Annotated in this window: 25 protein-coding genes and 1 pseudogene; 11 read left to right on the top strand and 15 right to left on the bottom strand. The window is 50.8% G+C overall.

The features are described from left to right. Positions 1-11 precede the first annotated feature (11 nt). Genes EI42_RS29450 through EI42_RS29420 form a run of 7 tightly spaced genes read left to right on the top strand, consistent with a single transcriptional unit; the run spans position 12 to position 11,230 of the window. Positions 12-2,687 (top strand): tape measure protein, encoded by a 2,676-nt coding sequence (locus tag EI42_RS29450; RefSeq protein WP_111326215.1) that lies wholly within the window; start codon positions 12-14, stop codon positions 2,685-2,687. Then, positions 2,688-6,875 carry a hypothetical protein gene (locus tag EI42_RS29445; RefSeq protein ID WP_111326214.1) on the top strand — a complete coding sequence of 1,396 codons (4,188 nt, stop codon included), beginning with the start codon at positions 2,688-2,690 and terminating at the stop codon, positions 6,873-6,875. A 16-nt stretch (positions 6,876-6,891) separates the two neighbouring features. Further along, positions 6,892-7,278: a hypothetical protein gene (locus EI42_RS29440; protein WP_111326213.1), complete on the top strand. Its 387-nt coding sequence runs from the start codon at positions 6,892-6,894 to the stop codon at positions 7,276-7,278. Between the two features lie 11 nt (positions 7,279-7,289). Next, positions 7,290-8,120, top strand: a complete 831-nt coding sequence (locus EI42_RS29435) for a hypothetical protein (RefSeq protein WP_111326212.1) — start codon at positions 7,290-7,292, stop codon at positions 8,118-8,120. After that, positions 8,120-9,865, top strand: coding sequence for a LamG domain-containing protein (locus tag EI42_RS29430; protein ID WP_111326211.1), 1,746 nt, complete (start codon positions 8,120-8,122; stop codon positions 9,863-9,865). Before EI42_RS29435 ends, EI42_RS29430 begins: the two co-directional genes overlap by 1 nt. Before the next feature lie 15 nt (positions 9,866-9,880). Then, the gene (locus tag EI42_RS29425) at positions 9,881-10,891 is read left to right on the top strand and encodes a peptidoglycan recognition protein family protein (protein ID WP_111326210.1); all 1,011 of its coding nucleotides are present in this window, start codon (positions 9,881-9,883) and stop codon (positions 10,889-10,891) included. A 15-nt stretch (positions 10,892-10,906) separates the two neighbouring features. Continuing rightward, entirely contained in the window at positions 10,907-11,230 is a 324-nt protein-coding gene (locus EI42_RS29420; protein WP_111326209.1) for a phage holin, read from the top strand. Between the two features lie 64 nt (positions 11,231-11,294). On the opposite strand, the gene EI42_RS29415 is transcribed toward EI42_RS29420, so the two are convergent. From EI42_RS29415 to EI42_RS29385, 6 genes and pseudogenes are all read right to left on the bottom strand, one after another. Beyond that, positions 11,295-11,648 carry a hypothetical protein gene (locus tag EI42_RS29415; RefSeq protein WP_111326208.1) on the bottom strand — a complete coding sequence of 118 codons (354 nt, stop codon included), beginning with the start codon at positions 11,646-11,648 and terminating at the stop codon, positions 11,295-11,297. Between the two features lie 13 nt (positions 11,649-11,661). Continuing rightward, positions 11,662-11,916, bottom strand: coding sequence for a hypothetical protein (locus EI42_RS29410; RefSeq protein WP_111326207.1), 255 nt, complete (start codon positions 11,914-11,916; stop codon positions 11,662-11,664). Positions 11,917-11,982: 66 nt separating this feature from the next. Further along, a pseudogene (locus EI42_RS34750) lies at positions 11,983-12,675 on the bottom strand (DUF6610 family protein). A gap of 26 nt (positions 12,676-12,701) precedes the next feature. Further along, positions 12,702-13,184, bottom strand: a complete 483-nt coding sequence (locus tag EI42_RS29395; protein WP_111326204.1) for a hypothetical protein — start codon at positions 13,182-13,184, stop codon at positions 12,702-12,704. Continuing rightward, positions 13,181-14,053, bottom strand: coding sequence for a DNA cytosine methyltransferase (locus EI42_RS29390; RefSeq protein WP_111326203.1), 873 nt, complete (start codon positions 14,051-14,053; stop codon positions 13,181-13,183). The genes EI42_RS29395 and EI42_RS29390 overlap by 4 nt, the downstream gene beginning before the upstream one ends. A 127-nt stretch (positions 14,054-14,180) precedes the next feature. Then, complete coding sequence (locus EI42_RS29385; RefSeq protein WP_111326202.1) at positions 14,181-14,471, bottom strand: hypothetical protein; 291 nt, start codon at positions 14,469-14,471, stop codon at positions 14,181-14,183. A gap of 122 nt (positions 14,472-14,593) precedes the next feature. Here EI42_RS29385 and EI42_RS33580 point away from each other — a divergent pair, with 122 nt between their 5' ends. Continuing rightward, positions 14,594-14,752 (top strand): hypothetical protein, encoded by a 159-nt coding sequence (locus EI42_RS33580; protein WP_211326409.1) that lies wholly within the window; start codon positions 14,594-14,596, stop codon positions 14,750-14,752. Between the two features lie 7 nt (positions 14,753-14,759). Here EI42_RS33580 and EI42_RS29380 read toward each other — a convergent pair whose 3' ends face one another. The 6 genes from EI42_RS29380 to EI42_RS29355 form a co-directional block, all read right to left on the bottom strand. Then, a complete protein-coding gene (locus EI42_RS29380; protein WP_111326201.1) occupies positions 14,760-15,023 on the bottom strand; it encodes a hypothetical protein in 264 nt (87 codons plus the stop codon). Between the two features lie 15 nt (positions 15,024-15,038). Beyond that, positions 15,039-15,278 (bottom strand): hypothetical protein, encoded by a 240-nt coding sequence (locus tag EI42_RS29375; protein WP_137686214.1) that lies wholly within the window; start codon positions 15,276-15,278, stop codon positions 15,039-15,041. A 21-nt stretch (positions 15,279-15,299) separates the two neighbouring features. Further along, a complete protein-coding gene (locus EI42_RS29370) occupies positions 15,300-15,683 on the bottom strand; it encodes a hypothetical protein (protein ID WP_137686215.1) in 384 nt (127 codons plus the stop codon). 299 nt (positions 15,684-15,982) lie between these two features. Next, positions 15,983-16,429 carry a crossover junction endodeoxyribonuclease RuvC gene (locus EI42_RS29365; RefSeq protein WP_170143008.1) on the bottom strand — a complete coding sequence of 149 codons (447 nt, stop codon included), beginning with the start codon at positions 16,427-16,429 and terminating at the stop codon, positions 15,983-15,985. Further along, complete coding sequence (locus tag EI42_RS29360; RefSeq protein WP_137686216.1) at positions 16,426-17,208, bottom strand: hypothetical protein; 783 nt, start codon at positions 17,206-17,208, stop codon at positions 16,426-16,428. Before EI42_RS29360 ends, EI42_RS29365 begins: the two co-directional genes overlap by 4 nt. Further along, a complete protein-coding gene (locus EI42_RS29355; RefSeq protein WP_137686217.1) occupies positions 17,192-17,746 on the bottom strand; it encodes a hypothetical protein in 555 nt (184 codons plus the stop codon). Before EI42_RS29355 ends, EI42_RS29360 begins: the two co-directional genes overlap by 17 nt. Before the next feature lie 305 nt (positions 17,747-18,051). Between EI42_RS29355 and EI42_RS29350 the strand changes: the two genes are divergently transcribed. Together EI42_RS29350 and EI42_RS29345 are read left to right on the top strand one after the other, a co-directional pair. Next, on the top strand, positions 18,052-18,249 hold the full coding sequence (locus EI42_RS29350) for a helix-turn-helix domain-containing protein (RefSeq protein WP_111326195.1): 198 nt from the start codon (positions 18,052-18,054) through the stop codon (positions 18,247-18,249). Between the two features lie 2 nt (positions 18,250-18,251). Further along, positions 18,252-19,997 carry a DEAD/DEAH box helicase gene (locus EI42_RS29345; RefSeq protein WP_111326194.1) on the top strand — a complete coding sequence of 582 codons (1,746 nt, stop codon included), beginning with the start codon at positions 18,252-18,254 and terminating at the stop codon, positions 19,995-19,997. Between the two features lie 50 nt (positions 19,998-20,047). Here the strand turns inward: EI42_RS29345 and EI42_RS32945 are convergent, their stop codons facing one another. Beyond that, positions 20,048-20,425 carry a hypothetical protein gene (locus tag EI42_RS32945; protein WP_170143007.1) on the bottom strand — a complete coding sequence of 126 codons (378 nt, stop codon included), beginning with the start codon at positions 20,423-20,425 and terminating at the stop codon, positions 20,048-20,050. A 179-nt stretch (positions 20,426-20,604) separates the two neighbouring features. Next, positions 20,605-20,952 carry a hypothetical protein gene (locus tag EI42_RS29335; RefSeq protein ID WP_111326192.1) on the bottom strand — a complete coding sequence of 116 codons (348 nt, stop codon included), beginning with the start codon at positions 20,950-20,952 and terminating at the stop codon, positions 20,605-20,607. Between the two features lie 146 nt (positions 20,953-21,098). Here EI42_RS29335 and EI42_RS29330 point away from each other — a divergent pair, with 146 nt between their 5' ends. Then, positions 21,099-21,512, top strand: a complete 414-nt coding sequence (locus EI42_RS29330; protein ID WP_111326191.1) for a hypothetical protein — start codon at positions 21,099-21,101, stop codon at positions 21,510-21,512. Positions 21,513-21,796: 284 nt separating this feature from the next. Here the strand turns inward: EI42_RS29330 and EI42_RS29325 are convergent, their stop codons facing one another. Beyond that, entirely contained in the window at positions 21,797-22,141 is a 345-nt protein-coding gene (locus tag EI42_RS29325; RefSeq protein ID WP_146505453.1) for a hypothetical protein, read from the bottom strand. Positions 22,142-22,237 lie beyond the last annotated feature (96 nt).

Genomic DNA, 22,237 nt, shown 5'->3' with positions numbered 1-22,237 from the left:
AGAGGCGATAAATGGGGATTCTATCCGGACTGATTGTGAAATTGAGTGTAGACATGTCCGGCCTGAAAAGCGGAGTGGCACAGGCAAAAAGCCAGCTCTCAGTTGTGTCATCCTCTGCTTTCAGCACAGGCAAAGCTCTCCAGAGCATGGAGGGCAGTGGCAATATGTCCAAAGCTGTGACCAACGTCGAAGCTGCGAAAGCGCACCTTGTCTTGATTGAAAGCCAGGTGCGCAAAGCTCGTGAACAACTGCAAAAGCTTGAGCATGCCGCCAACGCTGGTGAGGCCGTCTCCGGCGTGGAAGAGGCCCGCGCTAAGCTGGTCTCGCTTGAAAAGCAAGCCCAGGACGCCAGAGAAAAGATCAAGCGTCTTGAGGACTCTAACACAGGGCAGAAGCTTGCCGCGGAGTTCCATCAGGCGTCTACTGCCGCCAGCTCTTTCAGCTCGCGTATCAGTTCCATGTCCTCTCATTTTAAATCCCAGCTCGAGGGGATGAAGGTGGCGGCGATGGGACTGGGGACAGCCCTCACCGGTGCACTGTCCCTCGGGGTCGGGGCCGCGATCGGTCTGGGGACGGCTATCTTTAAGTCAAGCGGGCAGATGGAACAGACCGAAATCGCCTTCAAGACCTTGATGGGCAGTGCCAGCGATGCCAAGAAGATGCTTCTGCAGATTGAAGATTTTGCTGATAGCTCTCCCTACGATTTTCCGCAACTAGCAGACACATCTCAGAGGCTCCTTGCCATTGGCATCAACGCCAAAGACATCATCCCCATTCTCACCGATCTGGGGGACGCAGTAGCCGGTTTATCTCTCGATAAGTCGCAGCTCAGCGATTTGGCCGGCATCTTCGGGCAAATGATGGCTACGGGCAAGGCGACATCTGAGGACTTGATGCAAATCGCTGACAGGAAGATCCCTGTCTGGAAATATCTGAGCGAGCAGCTTCATATGTCTCAGGAGGAGGCACGAAAGCTCGTTAGTGATGGTCTTTTACCTGCCGGCAAGGCTATCGATCTGATCAGGAAAGGAATTCAGCAATCCAACCTTGCAGGGGCAATGAAAGCGCAAGGCGAAAGTGCCTTTGGCTTGCTTTCAACAATCCTGGACAAAGCCGGGAAGGGCTTGCGCCTCTTTGGAGAGGGGGCGTTTAATTCCATGAAGGGTGGCTTGCAGCAGCTCGTAAGCCTGTTATCTTCTCCTGCATTTATGAATTTTGCTCAAGGAGCAGGCAAACTCTTAGGCGATACTCTTGCGGGCATTGGTTCCTTTATTTCCACAAATGTCGCGCCCGGCTTCTCCCGCCTGGTTGATCTCTTCGGCAAGGCTGGGGAGGTACTTAACAAAGGTGGTGGCTGGTCTAACTTTGTCCAGAGCTTACAGAATCTGGGCAATACCATAGCCTCCAATATCGCGCCACACCTGACCCCGCTGGCAGATGGGCTGAAAGGGCTTTTTAGCGATGCTAATGTCAAAGCCGGTGCAGGCATCCTGAACCAAGCGTTCCAGGGGCTAGCAGACGGAATCAAGCTAATACAGCCTCATGTTGGAACGCTTTGGAATGCCTTGATGCTGCTTGGCACTTTTCTGACCACCACTTTCAAGCCGGTCTGGGATCAGCTCGTTGCTACCTGGAAAAATCAGCTTCTTCCAGCCTTGCAAGGTATCTGGCAGGGACTTCAGCCGTTGCTCCCCTTGCTTGCAGGTATTGGATTAGGCGTTGTTGCCTTTTTTATCGGTTCATTCTCCGCTGGGATGTCCTTCCTGTCCACCTTCATTCAAGGTCTGATTTCCTTTATCGGTGGCTTGGTGCAGTACATCAGTGGGGTATTCCAGCTCTGGAGCGGTCTCATCATGTTTTTTGTTCACCTGTTCACAGGCCAATTTGACCAGCTTGGTGCAGACCTGGGGAATATCTGGGGGGGGATTGTCAACATGGTGTCGGGTGCATGGAGCATGATCGTAGGGATCTACAAGATGGGGGTGCAGTCAGTCATATCCTACGTCTCCGGCTTTATATCTGGCGTGATCGGCTTTTTCCAGTGGCTCTTTGACGTGCTGGTCGGGCATTCCATTGTGCCAGATCTGGTCAATTCCATCGTGTCCTTCTTCCAGAACATGGGCAAGTGGGTTTCTGATACGGTGTCTCATTTTGTGTCCAATATCGTCGGCTTTTTCGGTAATCTCTACAATCAAGCGACCGGCAAAGCAAGTGAGATTGTGTCAGGTATTGGTAGCTTCTTCAGCGGGCTTCCTGGACAGGCCTGGCAGTGGATGAGTGACTTCGGTGCGAATTTGATCGGTGGTCTGGGCAATCTCGTTGGCTCTGTAGGCCAAAAGGCCAAAGAGATCGCTGACACCATCTGGTCATATCTCCACTTCTCAACGCCTGAGATCGGGCCGCTTGTTTCGGTGCGGGACTGGATGCCAGATTTTGGCGACATCCTGGTATCGGGCCTTGATCGGCAGATCGGGCGCGTAGAGCGTGCCAGCTCGCGGCTTGCCACCGCGATGACGCCACAAATTGACTATCCAGAGCCTGCCGGAGCAGCCGTCATGCAGGCGGTGCAGGTTGCCTTGCAAGGGGATGGACGCCCGATCGTGCTGGAGGTTGACGGCCGCGTCCTGGGTGAGATCAGCGGCAACTACATCGCCAACAGATCACGGACAAAGGTAGGTGTCAGGTAGATGAGCAGCAAAACGCTATCCGTTTATCTCAACGGTGTCAATGTCCTTGCCTCTGTTGAACTTGAAACAGAGGACACCATTGAGCAGAGGGCAACAGCACGCGTTAAGGTGCTTGACACGTTTGGCACGGCCGACTACTACCCCGGACTCAAACTGGAGATCAAGGCAGATGATGAGCTGATCTTTTCCGGCTATGTGGATCGGGTAAGCAAGCACAATCTCTTTCCCAATCCCCACACCAGCTTTGATATTGACGCCATCGGCAAGCACTACATTGCAGACAAACGGTTCTTCAGCGGCAAGGACTACCGTAACCAGTTAGCAGGTGATATTTTTGTAGACTTGCTCAAAACCTCCTTGCAAGGGGAAGGGATCAAGCAGAACTTCACATCCTACCGCGAGTCCGATGTTGCCGCCTTTCAGCAAGGAACCCTCTCGAATACAGTTACCACAACCGATGAGAGCGGCCGGGATGTGCTCACACTCTCACCTGCTGGCACACCTCTTCTAAAGGAATACAAAGATTTTACAAGCTGGCTTGCGCCAAACACATACAGTAGCCTTGAGATAGGGCCGGATAAGTCATTGCGGCTGCGCTCTAGCGGGGCGGTGAGCTTTCGCGCCCGGTGTTCCAGTACGAGCGCTGGCAACACCTATCTCTACGTGAAGATCTACAATGGTGGGTACACGATCCAGGCAAATGATTTCCTGCAGTATGAAGTCTGGGTCAGTTCGACGTCGCCTGAGATCAAAGCGAGTGTTGACATCACGCTCACCGATGGGACATCGCTGCGAGATATTCACAATTTTTATTCAAATGATGTAAATGACCTGGATCCTCATCCTTCAACCGATTTAAAAGGATGGGCTGATGATAAATGGTATGAGAGAAGATTTTGGATCTCAGTCCCCACTATAAATTGGGTAGGGAAGAAAATCGCCTATGTTTCTCTTGGCTTCGAGGGAGATCAAGCAGGCGTTTATCAGGCCTTTTTTCGAAACATCAGGATTTATAATTCTGCGTCCAATGCTACAAAATTGTGGATTTTCGATAGCTCTTCTTCCAGCCTCCCGTTTGTGCCTAAAATCGTGAGAACATATGGCTATACCGACTTGGCTGTATCCTACGTTCGATCCTACGACAAACGCGGCTCTGTGACGTTTGCAGAGCCGACCGCGCTTTCGACTGTGGGCATTTACAAAGGAAGTCATCTCTCATATGTTGCCGATCTCCCAGACAAGACCACCTCCCGTGTGCAGGTCAGCGGCGACAATGGTATCTCCTATCTGGACGCTCCTAATGTTACGGCCCTCCCTTGCTTTGTGCCAGGGCAAGACCTGACAAAGCCGGGGGTTGGTCTCAAGTGGAAGTTAGACCTTGAAAACGGCTCACCAGACCCGACCATTTCGCCTGCCTTGAGATTATTCAGCTATCAGATCAATCCGGCGGCAAATACAACCAAACAAGACGCGCTTATCCTCTACCAGAACAAGGCAAGTTGGCAAACTGGCACGTACAATAACGTGCGCTCTGATTCAGACGAGATCAAGCTGAATCAGTACACCAGAAACTGGGATGATGGGGATGAGACCGGACTAACCTTTTTCGCGTCAAATGGCTATGGCGGAGCCGGAATTCGGCAAGCCGCCTACTTCCTGAATATTGACCCTCAGCACGATCTGAGGGCGCGTCTCAATTTCGCCGGGGGCGGGATCTGGACAAACTTCACTGCTGAAATAGATATCCTGCTCGGCAACGACTACGCGGTTGCCGGGCTGGAATACAGGACGAGCAATTATCCCGCCACCCGGCAGGCCCCGTTAAATTCCTTTGCCTACTTCGCGGGTTTTAGCACCAGTCTGCTTCAATTCGGCAAAGGCAGTAACTCTGCAAGTTCGGGATCGTGGACACAGCTTGCAAGTACGGCTCTGACCTTTGAGAAAGGCAACTGGCACCGGCTCAAGGTGGTTGTCAATGGGGCAACGCATAAGATCAGCATTGACGATGTGGAATACATCTCTGTCACCGACTCGACCCATGCCGGGCCGGGATATATCGCCATGCGGATTTATAATTCTCAAGCGGTATCAGGCGGCATTATTCAGGAAGCCAGATTCGACAACTTTGGCATTGTGTCTTCTTTGCAGGGCTCCTGGACAAGTCCCGCTCTCAACCTGTCGGGTGTGGGAGCCAACATTGTCGGCTCGCTCATCAATTTTCAATATGATGAGCCGGTGCCAAGTGATGTCTCTTATAAAGTGGAGTTCTCCCCGGACAACGGCGCGAGCTGGCAAACTGTCGGCAAAGGACAGCCAGTCCCGGCCTTGCAGAAGGGCGCAAACTGTACGAACATGACCCAGGCACGCTTAAGAGCGACACTCTCCACAGAGTCCGTCAGCGTCTCTGCACGGATAACAGGCCTCTCTTTGGCTGTTGTGAGCAACTATCACGCGACAGGCTCACGCGTGACGCCAGCAATCGTGTTAGAGCTTGCAGATCGCGTCGGGTCAACAAGTCTGTCCTGGGACGGAAGCCAGCCACAAAATACGAGTACGAGCATACAAAGCTCGTTTGATGGGGTGTCATGGTCAAATGTTGGAGCTGGCGCAAGCGGTGCTTCTGCTCTCCCTGGTATTGTTGGCGCACAAGAGCCAGTTATAGACCAGTTCGATTCTGACACACAGCGCGACTACTTCTCTCAATTCCTTGCAGGGGGTGATGCCGCTGTATGGACGTGGGATACAGCCAATAGCCGCCTTTCTGTCTCCAATGGCCTCAATGCAGTGCTACGCCCGACACGGCTCACGCCCGGCATGGAAGCAGTGGTTGTGTTTGACAGTGATCGCTCAGAGAACGGGGGCGCGGCTCTCTGCTTGAACAATGGCAATGCCTATTCCTGTGTTGTGCGAGATTCAGCGGCAACAAGCCAGCCCAACACCGCACAAATCTACCGGGCAGAAAACGGGACAAGCTCTCTCGTTGCTGCTGCTTCCATTTCGTTTGTGAGAGGCACGCCACATCGGTTCCGCTTCCAGCGTGTAGGCAACACCGTTTCCTTCTGGATGAATGGCGAGCTGCTCTGTGAGTATCCCGATACTACCCCCTTGCAAGGGGGCTACTCTGGCTTGTATTCAGCGGGCGGGCAAAACACCTTCAACTTTGCCTCCTTCCAGGTTTTGAGTTCGCCATTATTCCAGACAAACCTGTATGTGAAGACTGTGCTGAGTACAGATGATCCCTTGATGTCGCCATCACTCAATGATCTTGCTGTGACTATCCGGCCTGAAAGCATTGCAGATGGCGCACTCATTGCCAGCACAGACTACTCAATAGCGAGTGGCAAGCCTACCAGCATCGCGGCCGTCTTTGATGACCTGGCAAAGCAGAGTGACGCCCTCTGGTTCTTTGACCATGACGGAACACCGTATTTCCGGCGGCGCGAGGCAGAACTTGCGCCCTGGATCGCGACTGCCGATTTGATGGAGATTCAGAGCTTTTCTCTGGAAAACACGCAGGAGAGCTACCGCAACTCGCAATGGATTACAGGGGCCATCGACATTGTACCAATGACCGAAACCAAGAAAGCCGATGGTGAAGCGTCATCCTGGACGCTCGGCTATCCGGTAGAGGCGATGAAATCAATCAGCGTCGATGGCGTTGCTGTGAGCTACGCAGCTAAAGGCGCAACTGGAGCCGTCTTCTACTTCGAGAGAGGGTCAAACTCACTCAGTAGCGATGACTCGAACAAGCTCCGAGACGGACAGATCATCGAAGTCCAGTATGACGCTCAGGTGCCCATTTCGGTCAACGTCAGGGATGAGCAAGAGATAGCTTCTCGTTCAGCTCAGGACGGGACAAGTGGTATCGTCGAAGTCAACGAGGATGTTGACAAGATGCCCAAGCGGCAAGCTCTCGCCCTGGCTGTAAGCAGGTTGAAGCAGTACGCCCAGAAAGGTCATGTGCTTTCGTTTGTGACTCGCAAACCAGGCCTCAAAGCCGGACAGCTCCTGCATGTCTACCACCCGGCTTATGGTCTCAAAGATGCGCCCTTCCTCATTCAGAGTGTCGCACGATCGTGGGTGCCAACAGTTGATGAACAAGGCGTGCCGGTCTGGCAGGAAAAATACACAATCAAGGCCGTGCAAGGGGCTGTCGTGTCGGACTGGACGGCCTTCTTTGCAGACTAGAAAGGATTCTTTGTATATGCCAGATTCGATACAGCAGCAACTTGCTGCTATCTATAAAAAGATTGATGAACTGCCAAGCTCTTATGTCAATCTCAAAACTCATGAAGTGCAAATCAGAATGCATGAACAAATGATCCAAGAAAATCAAAAAAGGATAGACAATCTAGAAAGCCAGCTTTCGGTGTTGCGCAAAGAGTGGGGGATAGATTTAAAGGAAGCCAATTCGCGGCTAGAGACCATGAAAGAGAAATTTGATAAGCAACTCGATGATATCCAATCATCTAGCCAAATTTTAGCCGAGAGATTCATCATCCTTTCCCGCACGCTCTACTGGTTGCTTGGTGTTCTATCGTCTATCCTCATTGCGGTTATTATTGCCTACTTAACCAGATTTATTCATTGAAGGAGCTATCTATGCAAAACATCTACATTTCTATCCCAGAATATCGCCAACCAGCACAGCCGACAAACTTTGATGATGCTGTGGCAAGCCTCAACCGTTCGGGCGGTTTCTGGCGCATTCAAACACTTGAGAAGGCCACTGGCAACGTGACTCAAGAACAATGGCTGGAAAACGCCTACACGGATAATGGCGTGTTGACCATGTTCAAGGCGTTGGCCGGTGCAAGCACTCCGAGTACACCCCCCGCCTCAATGATCGCCATTGATCAATCTCTGGGTATGGCCTCGCTCTCTGCCGCCATTCCCGCGGGGGGCAACGTGACAAGCATCCAGATCGGCTCTCTGATAGGCGCTTCTATTCCAAGCGGGACAAAGCTGGTCATCAATGCAGGGACTTCTAACACCTTGACAGTTGTCACGACAGCCGCCATCTCAGGAGCCGGAACCGTGGGTGTTCAGTCAACTCCCGGGCCAACATCAAGCATCCCTGCCGGCTCATGGGTCAGGTATGACTATGCCAGTGTCCCGACAGCCGATCCAGGCGCGCTTACGTCTCCTGTGTCCTATACGGCTCCTTTACCTGCTGCACAGTTTACGTATGCAGTCAGCGGGGGCAATTCTGGGTATGGGAATCGCAGTCTGACCGTCACGAACAACGGGGCTTACCTTTTTAGCACGACAGGCACACCGCCGGCCGTTGCCGCCTCATATACAACGGCCTGGCTGGTCAGTGCTAACCCGGTAACAGCAACGACACACACCTTTTTGCGTGTGCCGTTCGACGCCCCTTTGATCATCTCTGACTCGTCAAATGGCCTCATCACTATCACTGAGAAGCTGTAATGGCTGTTTTAGCGCAAGACAATTTCAATAGAGCAGCAGTTTCAAACGGGTGGGGCATGGCGACTGATGGCAAAATCTGGGGAGCCGCTACCAATGACCCGCCTGAGGGTGGGTACTTGGATATGCTCTCAACCAACGGGACGCAAGGGCAAATACGCAACAGCCCGAGTAATCCCGGCTCCCGTTTGCACTACCGACTCGGTTCGGCAAGCACTGGAAATATGGAGCTGCTTGCTACCTTTATTCCTGCCTCGACATCTGATGAGTTCGGGCTTGATGCACGACTCAGTGGGAATGCAGGAACAAGCAACCTGACAGGCTACAGATTCAACTTAAGTTCTGGCTCTCTGCTCATTGCGCGGTTCGTCAACAACAGCACAACGCAGACCTGGTCAGGCCCGGCAAAGTCGATTACTGCCAACACCGCATACAAGATGCGGTTTCGCGTTACAGGAAGCAACCCAACCCGGTTACAAGGGAGGCTTTGGCTCGCGAGCAGTCAAGAGCCGAGCACGTGGGATATGGATGTATCTGACTCCAGCCCGGTTCTGACTGGTGGTTACGGTGTCACCGCTCTTCCGAGTTCAGCATCATGGCTCCGTGTAGATGACCTGACCGTTACCGACAGCGGTGCACCAACGGTGACAGGAAGCGTGACCGAAACCTTGCAGACCCCCTTGCAAGGGAGAGAGCGCGTCACGCTCACGGGCTGGCGACTGGTCAACGAGTTTTCTCGCGGCTCTGAAATGGTCATGAGTGGGCCTGTTTCGGTGGCGCGAGTTGTAGAGACGGTGCAACAGGTTGAGCAGGTTCTTGCAAAAGCTCTCCCCTTCACACGCAGAGATATCACCGAAAGCTCGCGGCAGTTTGAGAGCGTTCAGATTGCGATGCTACGTGCCAGCGATCCTGATGCGCTGATGCAGGTATCAGACCTGGTGCAGCAGTATGAGCGTGTCATGCATTCTCTTCTTGCGCCTTCCATCGAATATTGCGCAAAAATCTATTATGGCGGTGGGCAATATGGGGAGTTAGATGTGCAGCTCAAGGGGAGCCCCGATCTGTACGAGCTGCGCACCGTTCGACAAGTCAGCAATTTCCTGCAAGCGCATCTCTATCCCGAAGTTATCAGGCAAGATGCCCCGGTCTTTTATGATAGGTGCAACCAGGATACTGCGCTCTCCTTGCAAGGGGGGGTTACCACGAACGAGCCGGGAGTGATCGCTTCTGATCCGTCCATCCGCTTTGACGGCTCTACCGGCTATGGCGTCGTAGCAAACATGACGCTGAAGGACTGGAATCAGTACAGCCTTGAGCTGTGGATCAAGTTCGCTGATCTGTCGCGCAATGGCTACTGTAGCCTGGTCGCAACTGACAATCCAGTTTCTACCAATCACGGGATGAGGTTGGATGTCAGTACAGGATCGTACCACGCTCTCTATGTAGCCAATGGCTATGAGGATTTTTTCAACTCCATTGATGTTCCGACCACGTGGCAGTTCAACCAGTGGTATCACGTCGTTGCCACGTATGACAACACGAGATTAAAGCTCTATCTCAACGGCACAAAGGTCGGAGATATCGCTTCATCAGGCAATCTCTCCAATCCTGCTTATGCGCTTACCCTTGCAAGGAATCCCGTCCTGAGCACGTTTTTTGCCGGGTGGATTGATGAGTTTGCACTGTATTCTTATGCGCTTTCACAGACTCAAATAACCGCTCATTATCAGGCTCGCAATAGTTTGTAGACAAGGAGATTCTCTATGGCAAATCTCAATATCCAGTGGCTAGAGGCCGCGCATCATTGGGAAGGTCGCGAGGGCCAGCAACCGCGCTGGCTCATCCTGCATGGGACGGCGGGATTTCACCGTGCATACGATTGCGCGGCCTTTTTCGCAGATCCCGCTACTCAGGCCAGCGCGCACTACATCATAGGACTTGATGGCGAGATCTATCAGTGTGTCAGTGAAGATGATGCTGCCTGGGCCAATGGAGCGGTTACAGGCCCGGCAGGGACCGGCGGCGACAGTGTGCATCATGACGCCTGGTGGTCAGATCTAGGCCTCAATCCGAATCTCGTCACCATCGCCATTGAGCATATCAAGCCAAGCACTGATAATTCAGATGAGCTGACAGAGGCGCAGAAGCGTGCCAGTTTCCAGCTCATCAAGGACATCTGCCAGCGGTGGGGAATCCCGAAGCGTTATGCTGATGCCCGGGGCGGCATTACAGGCCATTTCTCAATGGATCCAGTCAACCGCACCGGCTGCCCCGGGCCCTATCCCTGGGATGAATTATGGAGTTTTTTGAATGAAAATGAAGGAGACCAAAAAATGGGAATACCAAACGGTTGGAAAGATGATGGCAAGACGCTGATCGCACCGAACGGGGTCAAAGTGGTGCAGGGCTTTCGCGACTACGTGCTTGCTCACGCATGGCACCCCGGGAACTGGCCGCTTGAGAGTGAGCATGGAGCAACCCCGCTTGAGATCAGTAATCCGAGCCTGGGTGGCGGCACGCAACAACGCTTCCGCTGGACAACCCTTGAATGGACACCGGCAAAGGGCGTTTTTGAGGCCTGGAGCGGGCAAGAATGGATCAAACTCCGTAGCGAGTACGACCGCCTCACAGGCCAGGTGAAACAGCTCCAGGATCAGCTTGCAGCCGAAAAAGGAAAGAATCATGCTATCGAAGTCGAGAAGCTGAAGCAGCAGCTTGCTCAGTACCAACAGGTAGCAAAGCAGGCTCTTACAGCCCTTCAATCAATCAAATAGAAAGGATTCATAATAGTGACACTTGAACAGCTTATTATGCTCATCAACCTGGTTGTCCCTTTTATTGTGCTGCTTTCTGCTCTGCTTTTGCCGCGGCTCTACGCCCGGTTGCCAGAGCAGGTACAACGGACCGTGCAAGAGGTTGCTCACACAGCAGTACTGGCAGTTGAGCAGCAATTTGACGGGTTGCCTGGAGAGCAGAAACGACAAAAGGCCGTTGACCTGATTATTGCCATGCTCCAGGCCGTTGGGCTAAAAAGCATGAACCCGACGCTGATTAATGCAGCTCTCGAGGCTGCTGTCAGGGCGATGAATCAGGTTGAGAAGCCTAAACCATAAACAAAAAGAGGTTGACTCGTCAAAAAGTCAACCTCTTGTTTTTCTCCAATAATTTCTTCAATTTTCACAACGATAATAAACTGTCAATATCGCTGAGAAGCTGTGTCAGTTCGTCTTGCGGTGCCTCTTGCGCTATTATGGTCGCGTCAAAGTCAAGCCCCATCACGGTTATGCCCCCCGGTGCAAAGGCCAGGAGAGCAACAGCTTCAACCAGCTCAGCGAGATAGGGCTGTTCACGTCCGGTCCCGTCAGGGTACAGGATGAGATCGCCAAAGCTGGCGATATCTCGCGTGTACCCCCGAATCCGTTCGATGTCTACAGGGGTTGGCCCGCCTTTCCTAAGGTGGTCCCGAATCCGCGGGGGGACACACTTTTGAAGAAGTGTCCGCAAGCGGCGCGCGTTTGGATCGTCTCTCAAGTTATGCTCCGTCTCACTCCTTAGAAGCATCTTTAATAAGTTCACAGGAAACCTGACAAACGTCGGGGTTCCAAAACACTCCGATGATGGAGCCATTATCGAAGATAATGCTAAAACTGCCAAGATCGTAATCGTCAGGGAAGAAGATTTGAGCATTCGAAGGTAGCTTGACCAGGAAACACCCAGAAAAAACCTCCTTGATTTCACAGCCATGCTCAACCCACCACTGTTGTGATGGCATTTTTGCACCACTTAATGCAACAACCATATTTCCTACTCCTTCCTATAAAAATGTGTCCACAAGCGGCGATCATCTCTCCAGTTAAGTTCCAATTCATCTCTCCTTGCAAGGAACAGCGCATTCAGCCTTGCCTGTGATCTTCTCCCAGGCCTGCCGGAGATTCCGACAGGATATGCGCCAGCATTCGTAATATAAATTTTCCTTCTTCTCTTCAATAGCAGGATGATTATGCCAGCGCCCTGCTTCCCAGTATTCGGCGAACTTCGTCGCCATGAGTTGAGCATAATTACCATCCACACTCGTAACTGTTGCGAAGATGGAAATATACCTATACAGCTCCATCTGTCGCTTGGGGCTGCCACCAAGTAGATGGACGCGTCGCCCAGCCAATTCCCACGGGAGGAACTGGGCCGCGCCGTAACTGCTCGGCACCGAGAAGCCAATGGCGACTTCTGGTGGGAGCAACTGAAGCTGTTCGGACAGCTTAGGGACTACCAGGGGGACCTCGCAATATTCCGCAAGCTGCTCGTATTGCTTCATTGCCCGTTTGATCTCGCTGAGATCTGTCTGCTAAGCAGACAGATCTGGTACAGTTGCATATTTGGGACGAAAAAGGCGGACTATCTCAAGGTGGCGCTCGAAATCTGCTTTTTTGTAGTTAATATCTATAAATGTCATATTGAATGGAGAGGGTGTCGCATCAGAACGCTGTCCGAGCTGCCAGCCCTCTTCTAGCGCGATTCTTTGCAAGCCAATATTTCCGCCCGCACAGTAAATCAAGTCCATCTCTTCCCCCCCCCCCCTTGCAAGGGCTACTCGTCGTCGTCGAGATCCTCTTCCGGATCGTCATCGTCGTCAACCTTCACACCCGTTATTTGCTCGGCAAGCTGCCGGGCTCGCTGCCTGATGTCTCTGAGCATATTGCTACAGTGAGGGGATGCCCCCTCGCGATAGGTATAGAGCGGGGTAGCCAATGTCTTTGTGGGCAACGCGAAGATATCAAGCGCTATCCAGGATTGTTGAATCAAATCTTGCTTTCTCGATTCAGGATCGACGACCGTTAGCTTGATCGCCTTCATTAGTGTTTCCAGACGCACAACTTTCCAGGGGGGAATTTCCCTTGTTGTATAATCACAGATATATATTTTTGAGGGGACGCTGTCGCCAACTTTCAGCCGAGCAAGCTCCCGATAGATTTCTTCTGCCCTTGCAAGGGGCGGGATTTTGGCTCGTTTCGGCCTGCTCTGGCTCTCCGCCTCTTCAACCCAAAGGGATTGTTGATCTAAAGAACTCATTGCTCTTGCCTCCGCTCAATCTCAACAATACTTTGAAAAATTGGAAATATTTGTTGAGGGACAATGGCATTGCCAAGAGCTTTTAGCCGTTTTGCTCGGTTGGGATCCCGTTGGGTTGTAGTTCTGGGAGGTTCCCAGAGGTATTGTGACTCTCCTGGTTGGGCTGGGCTTTGATATCGGTCCATCCCGGTGGGAAGCCCATAAGGCATTCTACCCACTCGGGGTTGAGCCACTGAGCATCCTGCTCTGGTGCGGTGTTGTGCCATCGCACTGCTATGCTCAGTGGCATGCCAAATCCGTTCCCATTGCGGGCCTTTTTCCGGACTGCTTCTCTTCTTTGCTTCCAACGCTCCAATGCTTCCCCGTCGTTGGGATTGCTCGCGGCCGGAGTAGGCCACAATGAAGAGACGATCGCGTCGGTGGGAGGCTCCAACCTCGTGAGCCCCATAGACCGCCCACGCCACATGATACCCCAACGCGTCCAGGTCGGCGATGATACCCCCGAAAACCTGTCCAGCGTCAACTGAGAGTAGCCCCGGGACGTTTTCTCCCACAAACCAGCGCGGGAGCGTTTTCCCAAGAATCCTACGAATTTCAGGCCAGAGATTGCGTTCGTCGCTCCTCCCTTTTCGTTTCCCTGCCTGAGAGAAGGGTTGGCAAGGGAAGCCACCAACCAGAAGATCGATTTCCCCAAATTCATCGCCTCGTACCTCACGAATATCGCGCATCCGCGCTACTTGCGGCCAATGCTGCTGTAAGACACGCGTGCAAAATGTATCAATTTCAACTTGACCAACAACCTGTATTCCTGCCCATTCGGCTGCCAGATCGGCACCACCGATCCCAGAGCACAGCGACAACATTTTCATGGGCGCCCCTCCAAATGCTGAAGCAGATGTTGAAGTAATTTTGAATAATATTGGTCGCGCTTCATTTCTGTCTTGCGCTGCTTCATACGCATCAAGCGAACGCGCAAGACCAACATACTTAAAAGCATCATTTCAAATCCTCTCTCGAATCATGAAGTATAGTAGCGGTAATAATTTCAAAGATACGACGCTCGCGCTCCACACTATCAGGAATGTATGGAAGTTGCTCTATTTTTTCAGCCGCTTCAGGAAAGAATGTCTGCAAAATGCGATTCTGGTTGTGCGCCTGTTGCTGCCAGCGGAACAGACATTCCCGTTCCTGGCGCAAACGAGCTTGCAGGCGCGCTCGTTCCAAAAACAACAAAAACAAATTGATGATCAGCACCACAAAGATCACCAGAAAAATGATTGTTTGCATGTCCTATTCCCTTTCTTGCGGGAACACGTACGCGCTTCCCTTCTCAAACAAACTGAGCTGACGCCGCACAGCTTTTCGATTCAGCCAGAGCACCTCTGTACGCACTTGCCCCTTTTCTGCCAGTGCTGGCATGCTCACACGCTGCCAGTGGGCTAATCGTTGATCATAGAGCGGATGAGCATAACCAGAGAGGACAACTGGGCCGCTATGCCGATCCAGGACCTCAAGCAGACGAATATGATCTTTTTCATCATTTTGGCTCGTTTCGTCCTGTTCTCTGATTCCGCCTCACCTCTCTTGCCTCCTATCCTCAAATGGCTCCAAGAGGGCCCGAAGCATCCCTTCATAATCCACCTCTTCAGGCTCGTCTTGTTGCACCTTGTGTTGTTGCGCCTCTTGCTGAAGCACGTGGACTCGCTCCAGGCATTGCTGAAGCGAATGGCGCAACTCCGCGCATTCAGCGTCCTGAATGTGACGCTCTCTTTTCAGCATGAGCAAGAGGACGGCGATAATGCCGCCCTCCACTGCAATTATTCCCATCAAAATATGCATATGTATCTCCTTTTATCAGCAGGTGTGTGGCTCAGGCTTACTTTGATACCAATGCCCACACAGAATACAAAACTCTCTATCCACACCAAGCGCTTCTTTTAGCTTCTGGGTCTGCTCCAGAACATACGCTTCACGCTCTTCTTCCCCCCAACCAGCTTCCTGGGCGACAAAGTTGACCTCGATCAGCGCCTGAAACGCATCGCGCGCATTTTTGAGACGCGTGAGTGCGTCTGCCTCTAATTTTCCTTCCATCATTCCTCTCTCCTTGAAAATCTCTTATCTACACAACACGTCATAGCCAGCTCCCGCCGGATCATACCGGTAGGGGATCGCAAGTCCCCTCACTTCTAGCGGGTAGTAGTATTTCAGCGAAAAGCCAATCTCCAAGAATCTAATTGCAGACAACAATATGACCGAAGGGTATGTTTTCCGTGCTCTCACGTATTGATCAACGGCTTGCTCAACGAGCTTCAAGGTATCCCGCTCCTGAGACTCAATCCGCACGTATGGCCGGCCCTGCGCGTCCAGCGGCAGGATTGGTTCGGTTTCAAAAGGCCTGACGACTCGGGTGATTTGAGTCGGCATATCAGCGAGCTGCTCTCGCCTCAGCGCGGCCCGTTGACGGGCGGATAAAAGTTTTGATTTTTTGAAAGGTTGCATACTGTCCTCCTGGACATACTCCAGAGTGAGCTGTCCCGTGATCTTAGAGCCCATTTCACCACTATACCGCTCCATAATCCTTCTATTCCCTATGGCGCAAACAGGGCATAAGCCTGTTCCGCATTTGCGACATTGACTTGCTCCGCATCCGTGACAAAAATACACTGTTATACATTCACAGGTGATACAAGGACCCATAATCCCTCCAGTGTAAGTTTTATTGTATATATACATTTATTCTCAATATTAGAACATTTGCAAAAACATTTAGCGATGTGCGTATTAAAAAAGTATTAAGATTACTCTGCTTGCTTAAGGAGCTTGGGGGACGTACTAGCACATATCCCGATGCAAATAGCATCAGCGATATTATGATCGTTAATTTTTTGATCTATGGTAGAAACGAAAGCTAAGGAGTCTGCTTTTGTTGCTTTCGCATTGCCTAGCACTGCTTTTTTCCATGAAAGAACATTAAGAGCTTTGATCTCAATCCTGTTGCTATATGCATAATCAATTAGAGCGGTGCTCAGGCTTATACCTGGCCTCTCCCACAGCTCTTCAATAACAATCAAATCGGGCTGTACGGACAAATCTGCGATCTGATCAATGATATATCGTCGTTTCGCCGCCCGTGGCCCCTTTGCTGGTGGCTTGATTACCCCCCAGGTGATAGGAGTGATAGGCGGGCTATCATCGATGATAGCCCAACCCGTCGCAGTATAAGCTTGATCTAAAGCTAAAATCACTGTTCCAACCTCCGATTGGAAAAGCACAGCGTGCGCATCGGGCACCGTTTCGCCCGAGGGGAGTCGAACTCGCCACACTTGCGCTCTGGCAACGTCCCAAAAGTGGCAAGGCTTTTTTTCGCGTCAGCTAGAGACGAGAGCCGGTCTAAATACTCTTGAATAAGGCTCTGATCGTACTGGAGCCACCACACACGGAATTGCTGGGTATTCTTATCTTCAGCAAGAATCAATCCTTCTTGCAAGTTCAGCAGGTGCATATAGAGTATCACCTGCACCCTCGCCTTTTTCACTGTCTCGCTATGCAGTACTGCTTGCTCTAGAGGGAGAGCACAAGCAGCCTGATATTCATCGTGATTAATCCCCTTGATCTCGACTGGATACCATTTCCCTTGATGGTCTTCAATAATGGCGTCAGGGGAGTAGCGCAGATCATACTGCTCATGATAATGTGTCAGATCTAAGCATGGCTCAAATCCTCTATAGACGACCCTTCCATATCGTTTGAAGAGATTTTGCCATTTTTCATGCAGAGACCATCCATGCACAAAGATGGCGTTGAGATGAGCGGATGAATATTGCTCTGTTGGCTCCGCGTCTTCTGGATATGCATCCAAAAGGACATGTTCTCTCTCACACCATTCCGACGCTGAAACGATCAATGATGAAGCATGAAGCTTCGTGCGCAGGGGGTTGTTTGCCCCCCAACGCACAAACATACGGGTAAACATCGAGTGAAACACAGCTTCTTTGACACGAGTCGTATTAGAAGTGATATTCATCAAGTTCCCCCAGATCTTCTGTCAAGAAAGGGTCCGCTTCGGATGTGACAATGCGTGCAGGCCGGCTCTCCTGGATCATCTCCAAGATCCTCTCTCGTGAAACAGACGGCAACTTAATAGGTTTAATTCGAGTAAAAAGAAGCGAATACCGTGTATCCTTTCCTGTCCCTGAACGTTTGTAGGTAAAGTCTCCAATAGTGATATCATGGAGCTTTATGACGTTCCCCTGCTCATCCTCGCTCTCGATCCCCTCTTCATACAAAGCAATGAGATCATTCAGAATCTGAGATTTAAGATCTAGCAGCTTAGGAATTACTGTTTCCTCAGTATAGAGGAAACAAGGCAATATAAAATGATCTCTCGCAGCCTTTCGGTACGCAGCGCTCATCGCGGCTTTCCGTACTGCTTGATCGGTATTTTCCCGAGCCAGTTCAAGCTCATCCGCTGCTTGCTGGCAGAGCTGACAGGGTTTATTAAGTTCTTCTGCGCAGAGTGCACGCACATATTTATTCTCATTGGTGAGGAAATAGTCATGCATCTTCAGAGCAAGCATTTCTCTCTCGTGGTTTGGCTCGTCGAGGATGTTGAACAAAAAGCGCAGGCGGAAGCTTTCCCCATCTTTCAGATCAATGAAGTGGTTTGTCCATGTCTGATTCTGATTTTTTCTGTTTTCTCGCTCTTGCTTAAGCTGCTTGAAGCGCTCATATGCAGATTGCATTTTTGTGTCTCCTTACTTTTTAACTATGCATATCAATGCTAATTGAAGTATAACATTGCATAATGATGATGTCAATGATATACTCTATTAGTCATGGAAATACATAGTTATCAAAAGGGGTGATTATGAAGACACAAAACAAACGCTGGACCTATACACCGCGAGAAGTCGCGGAGCAAACGGGACTGCACTACACAACCATTTTGCGAAAAATCCGTCAAGGGACCCTTGCCGCGACAAAATCACATCCGTCCCCAAAAGGACATTGGCTGATTCGTGCAGAATCAATTGATGATTTTCTCAACAGGCGGGGGGAGGAATAGGGATGGAGTTAAGACCCTATCAACAAGAGTGCGTAGAAAAAGTCATAAACCAATACAAACAATTTAGAGACTTCCTGGCCAATCACGGCCAGGAAGCTCTTTCTGAAGCTGCACAGAGCCACCTGCGCAAACTTCAAACAGCTCTCATTGTCTTGCCAACTGGCGGCGGCAAGACCATCGTCTTCAGCAGTGCAGAAATTGCCATCCGGCAACTACTTGAAAACTCTTACCAGCAGAGCCTTAATACCCTTATTATAGCCCATAGGCAGGAATTATTGAAGCAAGCTCGTGACAAATATCACTTGCTTATGCCTGATATGCCGATCGGGCTGATAGGAGATGGTGTAGCAGAGTACGGAGCGCCTGTAACTGTGGCCAGTATCGCCACTATTTCGCGCCCAAATCATCTCAAAAACCTTAAGCGGTTCGGCTATGACCTGGTCATTATCGACGAGGCACACCATGCCGCGGCAAATGGCTATCAAGCGGTGCTGGATGCATTGCCAGATGCGTTTAGACTGTTTGTAACCGCTACACCAGATAGGTTGGACGGCAAACCTATCATCGAGCATGAGCCGCTATACAGCATTAGCATCATAGACATGATACAGCAAGGTTTCCTCTGCAACTTAAGAGCTAAGGCTGTGCGAACAAGTATTAATCTTGATGGTATCAAAACAACTGCCGGGGATTACAATGAGAGACAACTTGCAGAGATCATTGATTCGCCAAACCGCAACAAGAGAATCGTACAGGCGTACCAAGAGCATGCAGCAGGTAGACCGTTTGTGTGCTTTGCCGTGACCGTAGCACACGCAGAACACATTGCAGACGAGTTCAGTGCGGCCAACATCCCAGTAGGTGTAGTGAGCGGTAAGACTCCTTCAGCACAGCGTGAAAGACTGCTCAAAGATTTTGAAGACGGGAAACTGCAAGGGCTAATAAACTGTGGAGTTCTCACAGAAGGTTACGACTATCCCGGCCTGTCCTGCGTGATTATGGCGCGGCCGACTAAGAGTCGCGCTCTGTTTATACAGTGCATTGGTCGGGGCTTGCGCCTAGCGCCAGCTAAATCGGACTGTGTTCTTCTTGACATGTCTGACAATACGCTCGATCACCGATTAGAACCGGTTTCTCTCAGCAAAGCGCTCGGCATCAGAATCAAAGATGATGAATCAGTGCTGGAAGCGGTAGAGAGGGAAGAAAAGGGGAAACGCCGCCGGGCTCCAGGCGACGGGAAAGAGCGAAGAATCAAACTAGAGGAAAGAGAGAAAGACCTTACAATTAACCTCGTCCAAAGATTTGCTTGGACAAAAAATGACCACGGCTACTTTGTTTGCCAGTTCCATACACCCGGGCAAACAAGAGAGCATCGTGTTGCACTGATTCCAGACCGCCAACGCGCTGGGATGTGGCGAGTTGCCGCTCGCCTTGCTCCTACATACAGATTGCAATGGTGGCAACAAATGCCGATGGAACTGGATGATGCACAACAGGTTGCAGAGCGAGAAATGCTTAAACTGCAAGCAGATCCTTCTGCCATTCGGCTTGTGGATCGTTTGGCTCCGTGGAGGGTAGAGCCGGCAACGCCTGAGCAAATTGCGAAACTGGATAAATGGCATGTCCCCTATCCTAAAGACGCAAATGGGCACTGTGCTTGGACGCGAGGGCAAGCGAGTGACGCCATTGCGAGTAAGTTAGAACAATTCAAAAAACGGAGAAAACAGAAAACGAAAACCAATGCCTGAAATATTAGCCTGACAATAACATTCCCTCTCCACTTGGAGAGGGATTTTTCTTAGAATGCTACCATACTCAGATCAAGCACCGCAGGCTCTGGTTCAGGCGCTTCCTGCGGCGAGGTGTACCTTGCGCGCAGCTCATCTAGCGGAATACCGAGCAACAATGCTGCTTTTTGTGGAATATCATCGCATTTCATGGCATTTTTGACCCAGGCAGGGCGCCCCGCGTGGAGAATATGTCCCCTTGTGTATTCCCATTCGGGGAATCCTCTCTTTGCCCCCTCTATCAAAAACACGCACTGGGAAACGTGCTCCTCGCACCACCAATGCCCTAAGCCATCTTCGTGCTTTCCGGGATTTTTGCACCGGAGGACAGCACATTCAGTGCCAGACTTCAGAGCGTCATAATAAGCTTGCAAAATTGGATTCTGCAAGATCTCTCGCAGCTCGTTGGGAGCTACCGTAGGATTGCATACAAGGCACACTCCTTGTGTTGTTTTAAATGGCCCGTGGCGATAAAGGGCACAGGATTTCATTGTCTTCTCCTGCCTTTCTATGATTATCAATCTATCATTAATATACATTGATAATCATAGTTAAGCAAGAGGGACGGCTAAGCTTCTTGCGAGGATGAGAGTTTTTTCTTGCTCCCCCTGGGGGCCCGATGAATACTGGCATCATATATGACGATATCTTTGATATCCTTAGGGAATTCGGGGATTTTTAATCCCTCGGCATACTCAGGATATCGCTTGAAGCGTTCCTGTAACGCCCCTATGATTTTCGAGATGATGACATCTCGAACAGGGCGATCTGGAATTTCAGCGGCAGCCGCCGTTCGGTAATCAATTTCCGCTGCGCGAGCCAGGTCTGACACGCTCCAACGGGCCTTCATACGCCACTGCTCTAATGTAAGTCTGTTATCTGTAAGACTGTTATCTCCTTGTCTATTGTCTTCCATAGGGTTCCCTTCAGTTCCTCCCTTATATAATCACTTGCACTCAGTTAACTTCTAACGCATAATGTAACTATGCATAAAAAAGTATAACCATGATTTAGTATGCTCAACGTTGCACTCAGTTGTCAAGGTATGTACAGGAGACTTCTATGAACGAGCAAGATGCAAGTATGAACGAGCAAGATGCAAGGCTGATATTGCAAGAAATTAACTATCTCTCCTATATGCTTGCTTTCCCGAAACCACAGATCATGCAGAAAGAATGGGAAAGCAACATAGTGAAATGGCTCATAGTGCTAGAGGACGCCGGATATCGAGTAAAACTGCATCCCTCAGGCTTTTATTATCTTGAGGAAGATGAGCTGCAGGGAACGCTACCACCGCGAACAACTAGCGGGCTCACCGCAATAAGGCTCTCCCCGAGCTCAGGGAGCTCAGAAGAACTGCCAACACTGAACAACAGTCAAGCAATCATACAACACCTATTCGATTTATTTTCTGGGATGCCGAGAGAACAGGCAGTCCCAATTCTGAACCACATAATTGAGTCCTTAAACAGATGATTGCGACTTTGCTTCAGGCAGTTCTGCTCAACCGTTCAAAAAAGAGGGGCGCCATAGCGCTCTTCTTTTTTTGTCATAGGTTTCTCTTGTGCGCTCTATTCCGTGCAAAGGCCTGGTATGCTGGTTGCAGTCCTTCAGAGGTCAGAAAGGCGAAGGTGAACTTGCAATGTAATGGAATGTTTGGGATATGGCAGTTAAAGCTGTGCAGGATCTGAAGGTGCTGGCCTGCTCCACGAATCAGGGGCAGGTTGCTGTGAGCGAAGAGGGAGGCTGCTGAGTTTGGTTCAGCAGCCTTCTTCTTGAGATGCATGAGAGATGGTTGCATTGACCTGCGCTTTCCCAAATTCATGAACCAGGGAATGATATATAGAGATCAGGCCACCTGAGAATGGTTGATGGGAAACCACAAACCAGGAGATAGCAGATGGAGTAAACGGAACAACGAAAAGCTTCTTATTCTCTTGCTTGTCTTTTACCCCTGTCTGCCAGTTCCGTATAATTTCTTCAGCTCGCTTGTTTACCTTCACCAGGCCGTGTAAACCATAAAGAGCATACTGCGTATCCACGCTCAAACTGAGCATCTGGATCTCAGAATAATCAGTTTCAAGAAGCCCAAGCTCTTCAGCCAATCCACGACGCGCGCATCTATAGAGATCAGGAGCCGGCCCCGTTGTACTCCGGTCAAAGGAAGGGCTGATACCTTCAGAAATTGAACACGAAAACAT

The sequence above is a fragment of the Thermosporothrix hazakensis genome, assembly GCF_003253565.1.
Classification (GTDB): Bacteria; Chloroflexota; Ktedonobacteria; order Ktedonobacterales; family Ktedonobacteraceae; genus Thermosporothrix; species Thermosporothrix hazakensis.
Note: the sequence above shows the minus strand (reverse complement) of the source record. Positions and strands in the feature narration are given on the sequence as shown.

What these genes read in the sequence shown, in the direction of transcription:
- EI42_RS29450 (WP_111326215.1), top strand. Translation starts at nt 12, where the DNA reads ATGGGGATTCTATCCGGACTGATTGTGAAATTGAGTGTAGACATGTCC.
- EI42_RS29445 (WP_111326214.1), top strand. Translation starts at nt 2,688, where the DNA reads ATGAGCAGCAAAACGCTATCCGTTTATCTCAACGGTGTCAATGTCCTT.
- EI42_RS29440 (WP_111326213.1), top strand. Translation starts at nt 6,892, where the DNA reads ATGCCAGATTCGATACAGCAGCAACTTGCTGCTATCTATAAAAAGATT.
- EI42_RS29435 (WP_111326212.1), top strand. Translation starts at nt 7,290, where the DNA reads ATGCAAAACATCTACATTTCTATCCCAGAATATCGCCAACCAGCACAG.
- EI42_RS29430 (WP_111326211.1), top strand. Translation starts at nt 8,120, where the DNA reads ATGGCTGTTTTAGCGCAAGACAATTTCAATAGAGCAGCAGTTTCAAAC.
- EI42_RS29425 (WP_111326210.1), top strand. Translation starts at nt 9,881, where the DNA reads ATGGCAAATCTCAATATCCAGTGGCTAGAGGCCGCGCATCATTGGGAA.
- EI42_RS29410 (WP_111326207.1), bottom strand. Translation starts at nt 11,916, where the DNA reads ATGGTTGTTGCATTAAGTGGTGCAAAAATGCCATCACAACAGTGGTGG.
- EI42_RS29395 (WP_111326204.1), bottom strand. Translation starts at nt 13,184, where the DNA reads ATGAGTTCTTTAGATCAACAATCCCTTTGGGTTGAAGAGGCGGAGAGC.
- EI42_RS29390 (WP_111326203.1), bottom strand. Translation starts at nt 14,053, where the DNA reads ATGAAAATGTTGTCGCTGTGCTCTGGGATCGGTGGTGCCGATCTGGCA.
- EI42_RS29385 (WP_111326202.1), bottom strand. Translation starts at nt 14,471, where the DNA reads ATGCAAACAATCATTTTTCTGGTGATCTTTGTGGTGCTGATCATCAAT.
- EI42_RS29380 (WP_111326201.1), bottom strand. Translation starts at nt 15,023, where the DNA reads ATGCATATTTTGATGGGAATAATTGCAGTGGAGGGCGGCATTATCGCC.
- EI42_RS29375 (WP_137686214.1), bottom strand. Translation starts at nt 15,278, where the DNA reads ATGATGGAAGGAAAATTAGAGGCAGACGCACTCACGCGTCTCAAAAAT.
- EI42_RS29370 (WP_137686215.1), bottom strand. Translation starts at nt 15,683, where the DNA reads ATGCAACCTTTCAAAAAATCAAAACTTTTATCCGCCCGTCAACGGGCC.
- EI42_RS29360 (WP_137686216.1), bottom strand. Translation starts at nt 17,208, where the DNA reads ATGAATATCACTTCTAATACGACTCGTGTCAAAGAAGCTGTGTTTCAC.
- EI42_RS29355 (WP_137686217.1), bottom strand. Translation starts at nt 17,746, where the DNA reads ATGCATGACTATTTCCTCACCAATGAGAATAAATATGTGCGTGCACTC.
- EI42_RS29350 (WP_111326195.1), top strand. Translation starts at nt 18,052, where the DNA reads ATGAAGACACAAAACAAACGCTGGACCTATACACCGCGAGAAGTCGCG.
- EI42_RS29345 (WP_111326194.1), top strand. Translation starts at nt 18,252, where the DNA reads ATGGAGTTAAGACCCTATCAACAAGAGTGCGTAGAAAAAGTCATAAAC.
- EI42_RS29335 (WP_111326192.1), bottom strand. Translation starts at nt 20,952, where the DNA reads ATGGAAGACAATAGACAAGGAGATAACAGTCTTACAGATAACAGACTT.
- EI42_RS29330 (WP_111326191.1), top strand. Translation starts at nt 21,099, where the DNA reads ATGAACGAGCAAGATGCAAGTATGAACGAGCAAGATGCAAGGCTGATA.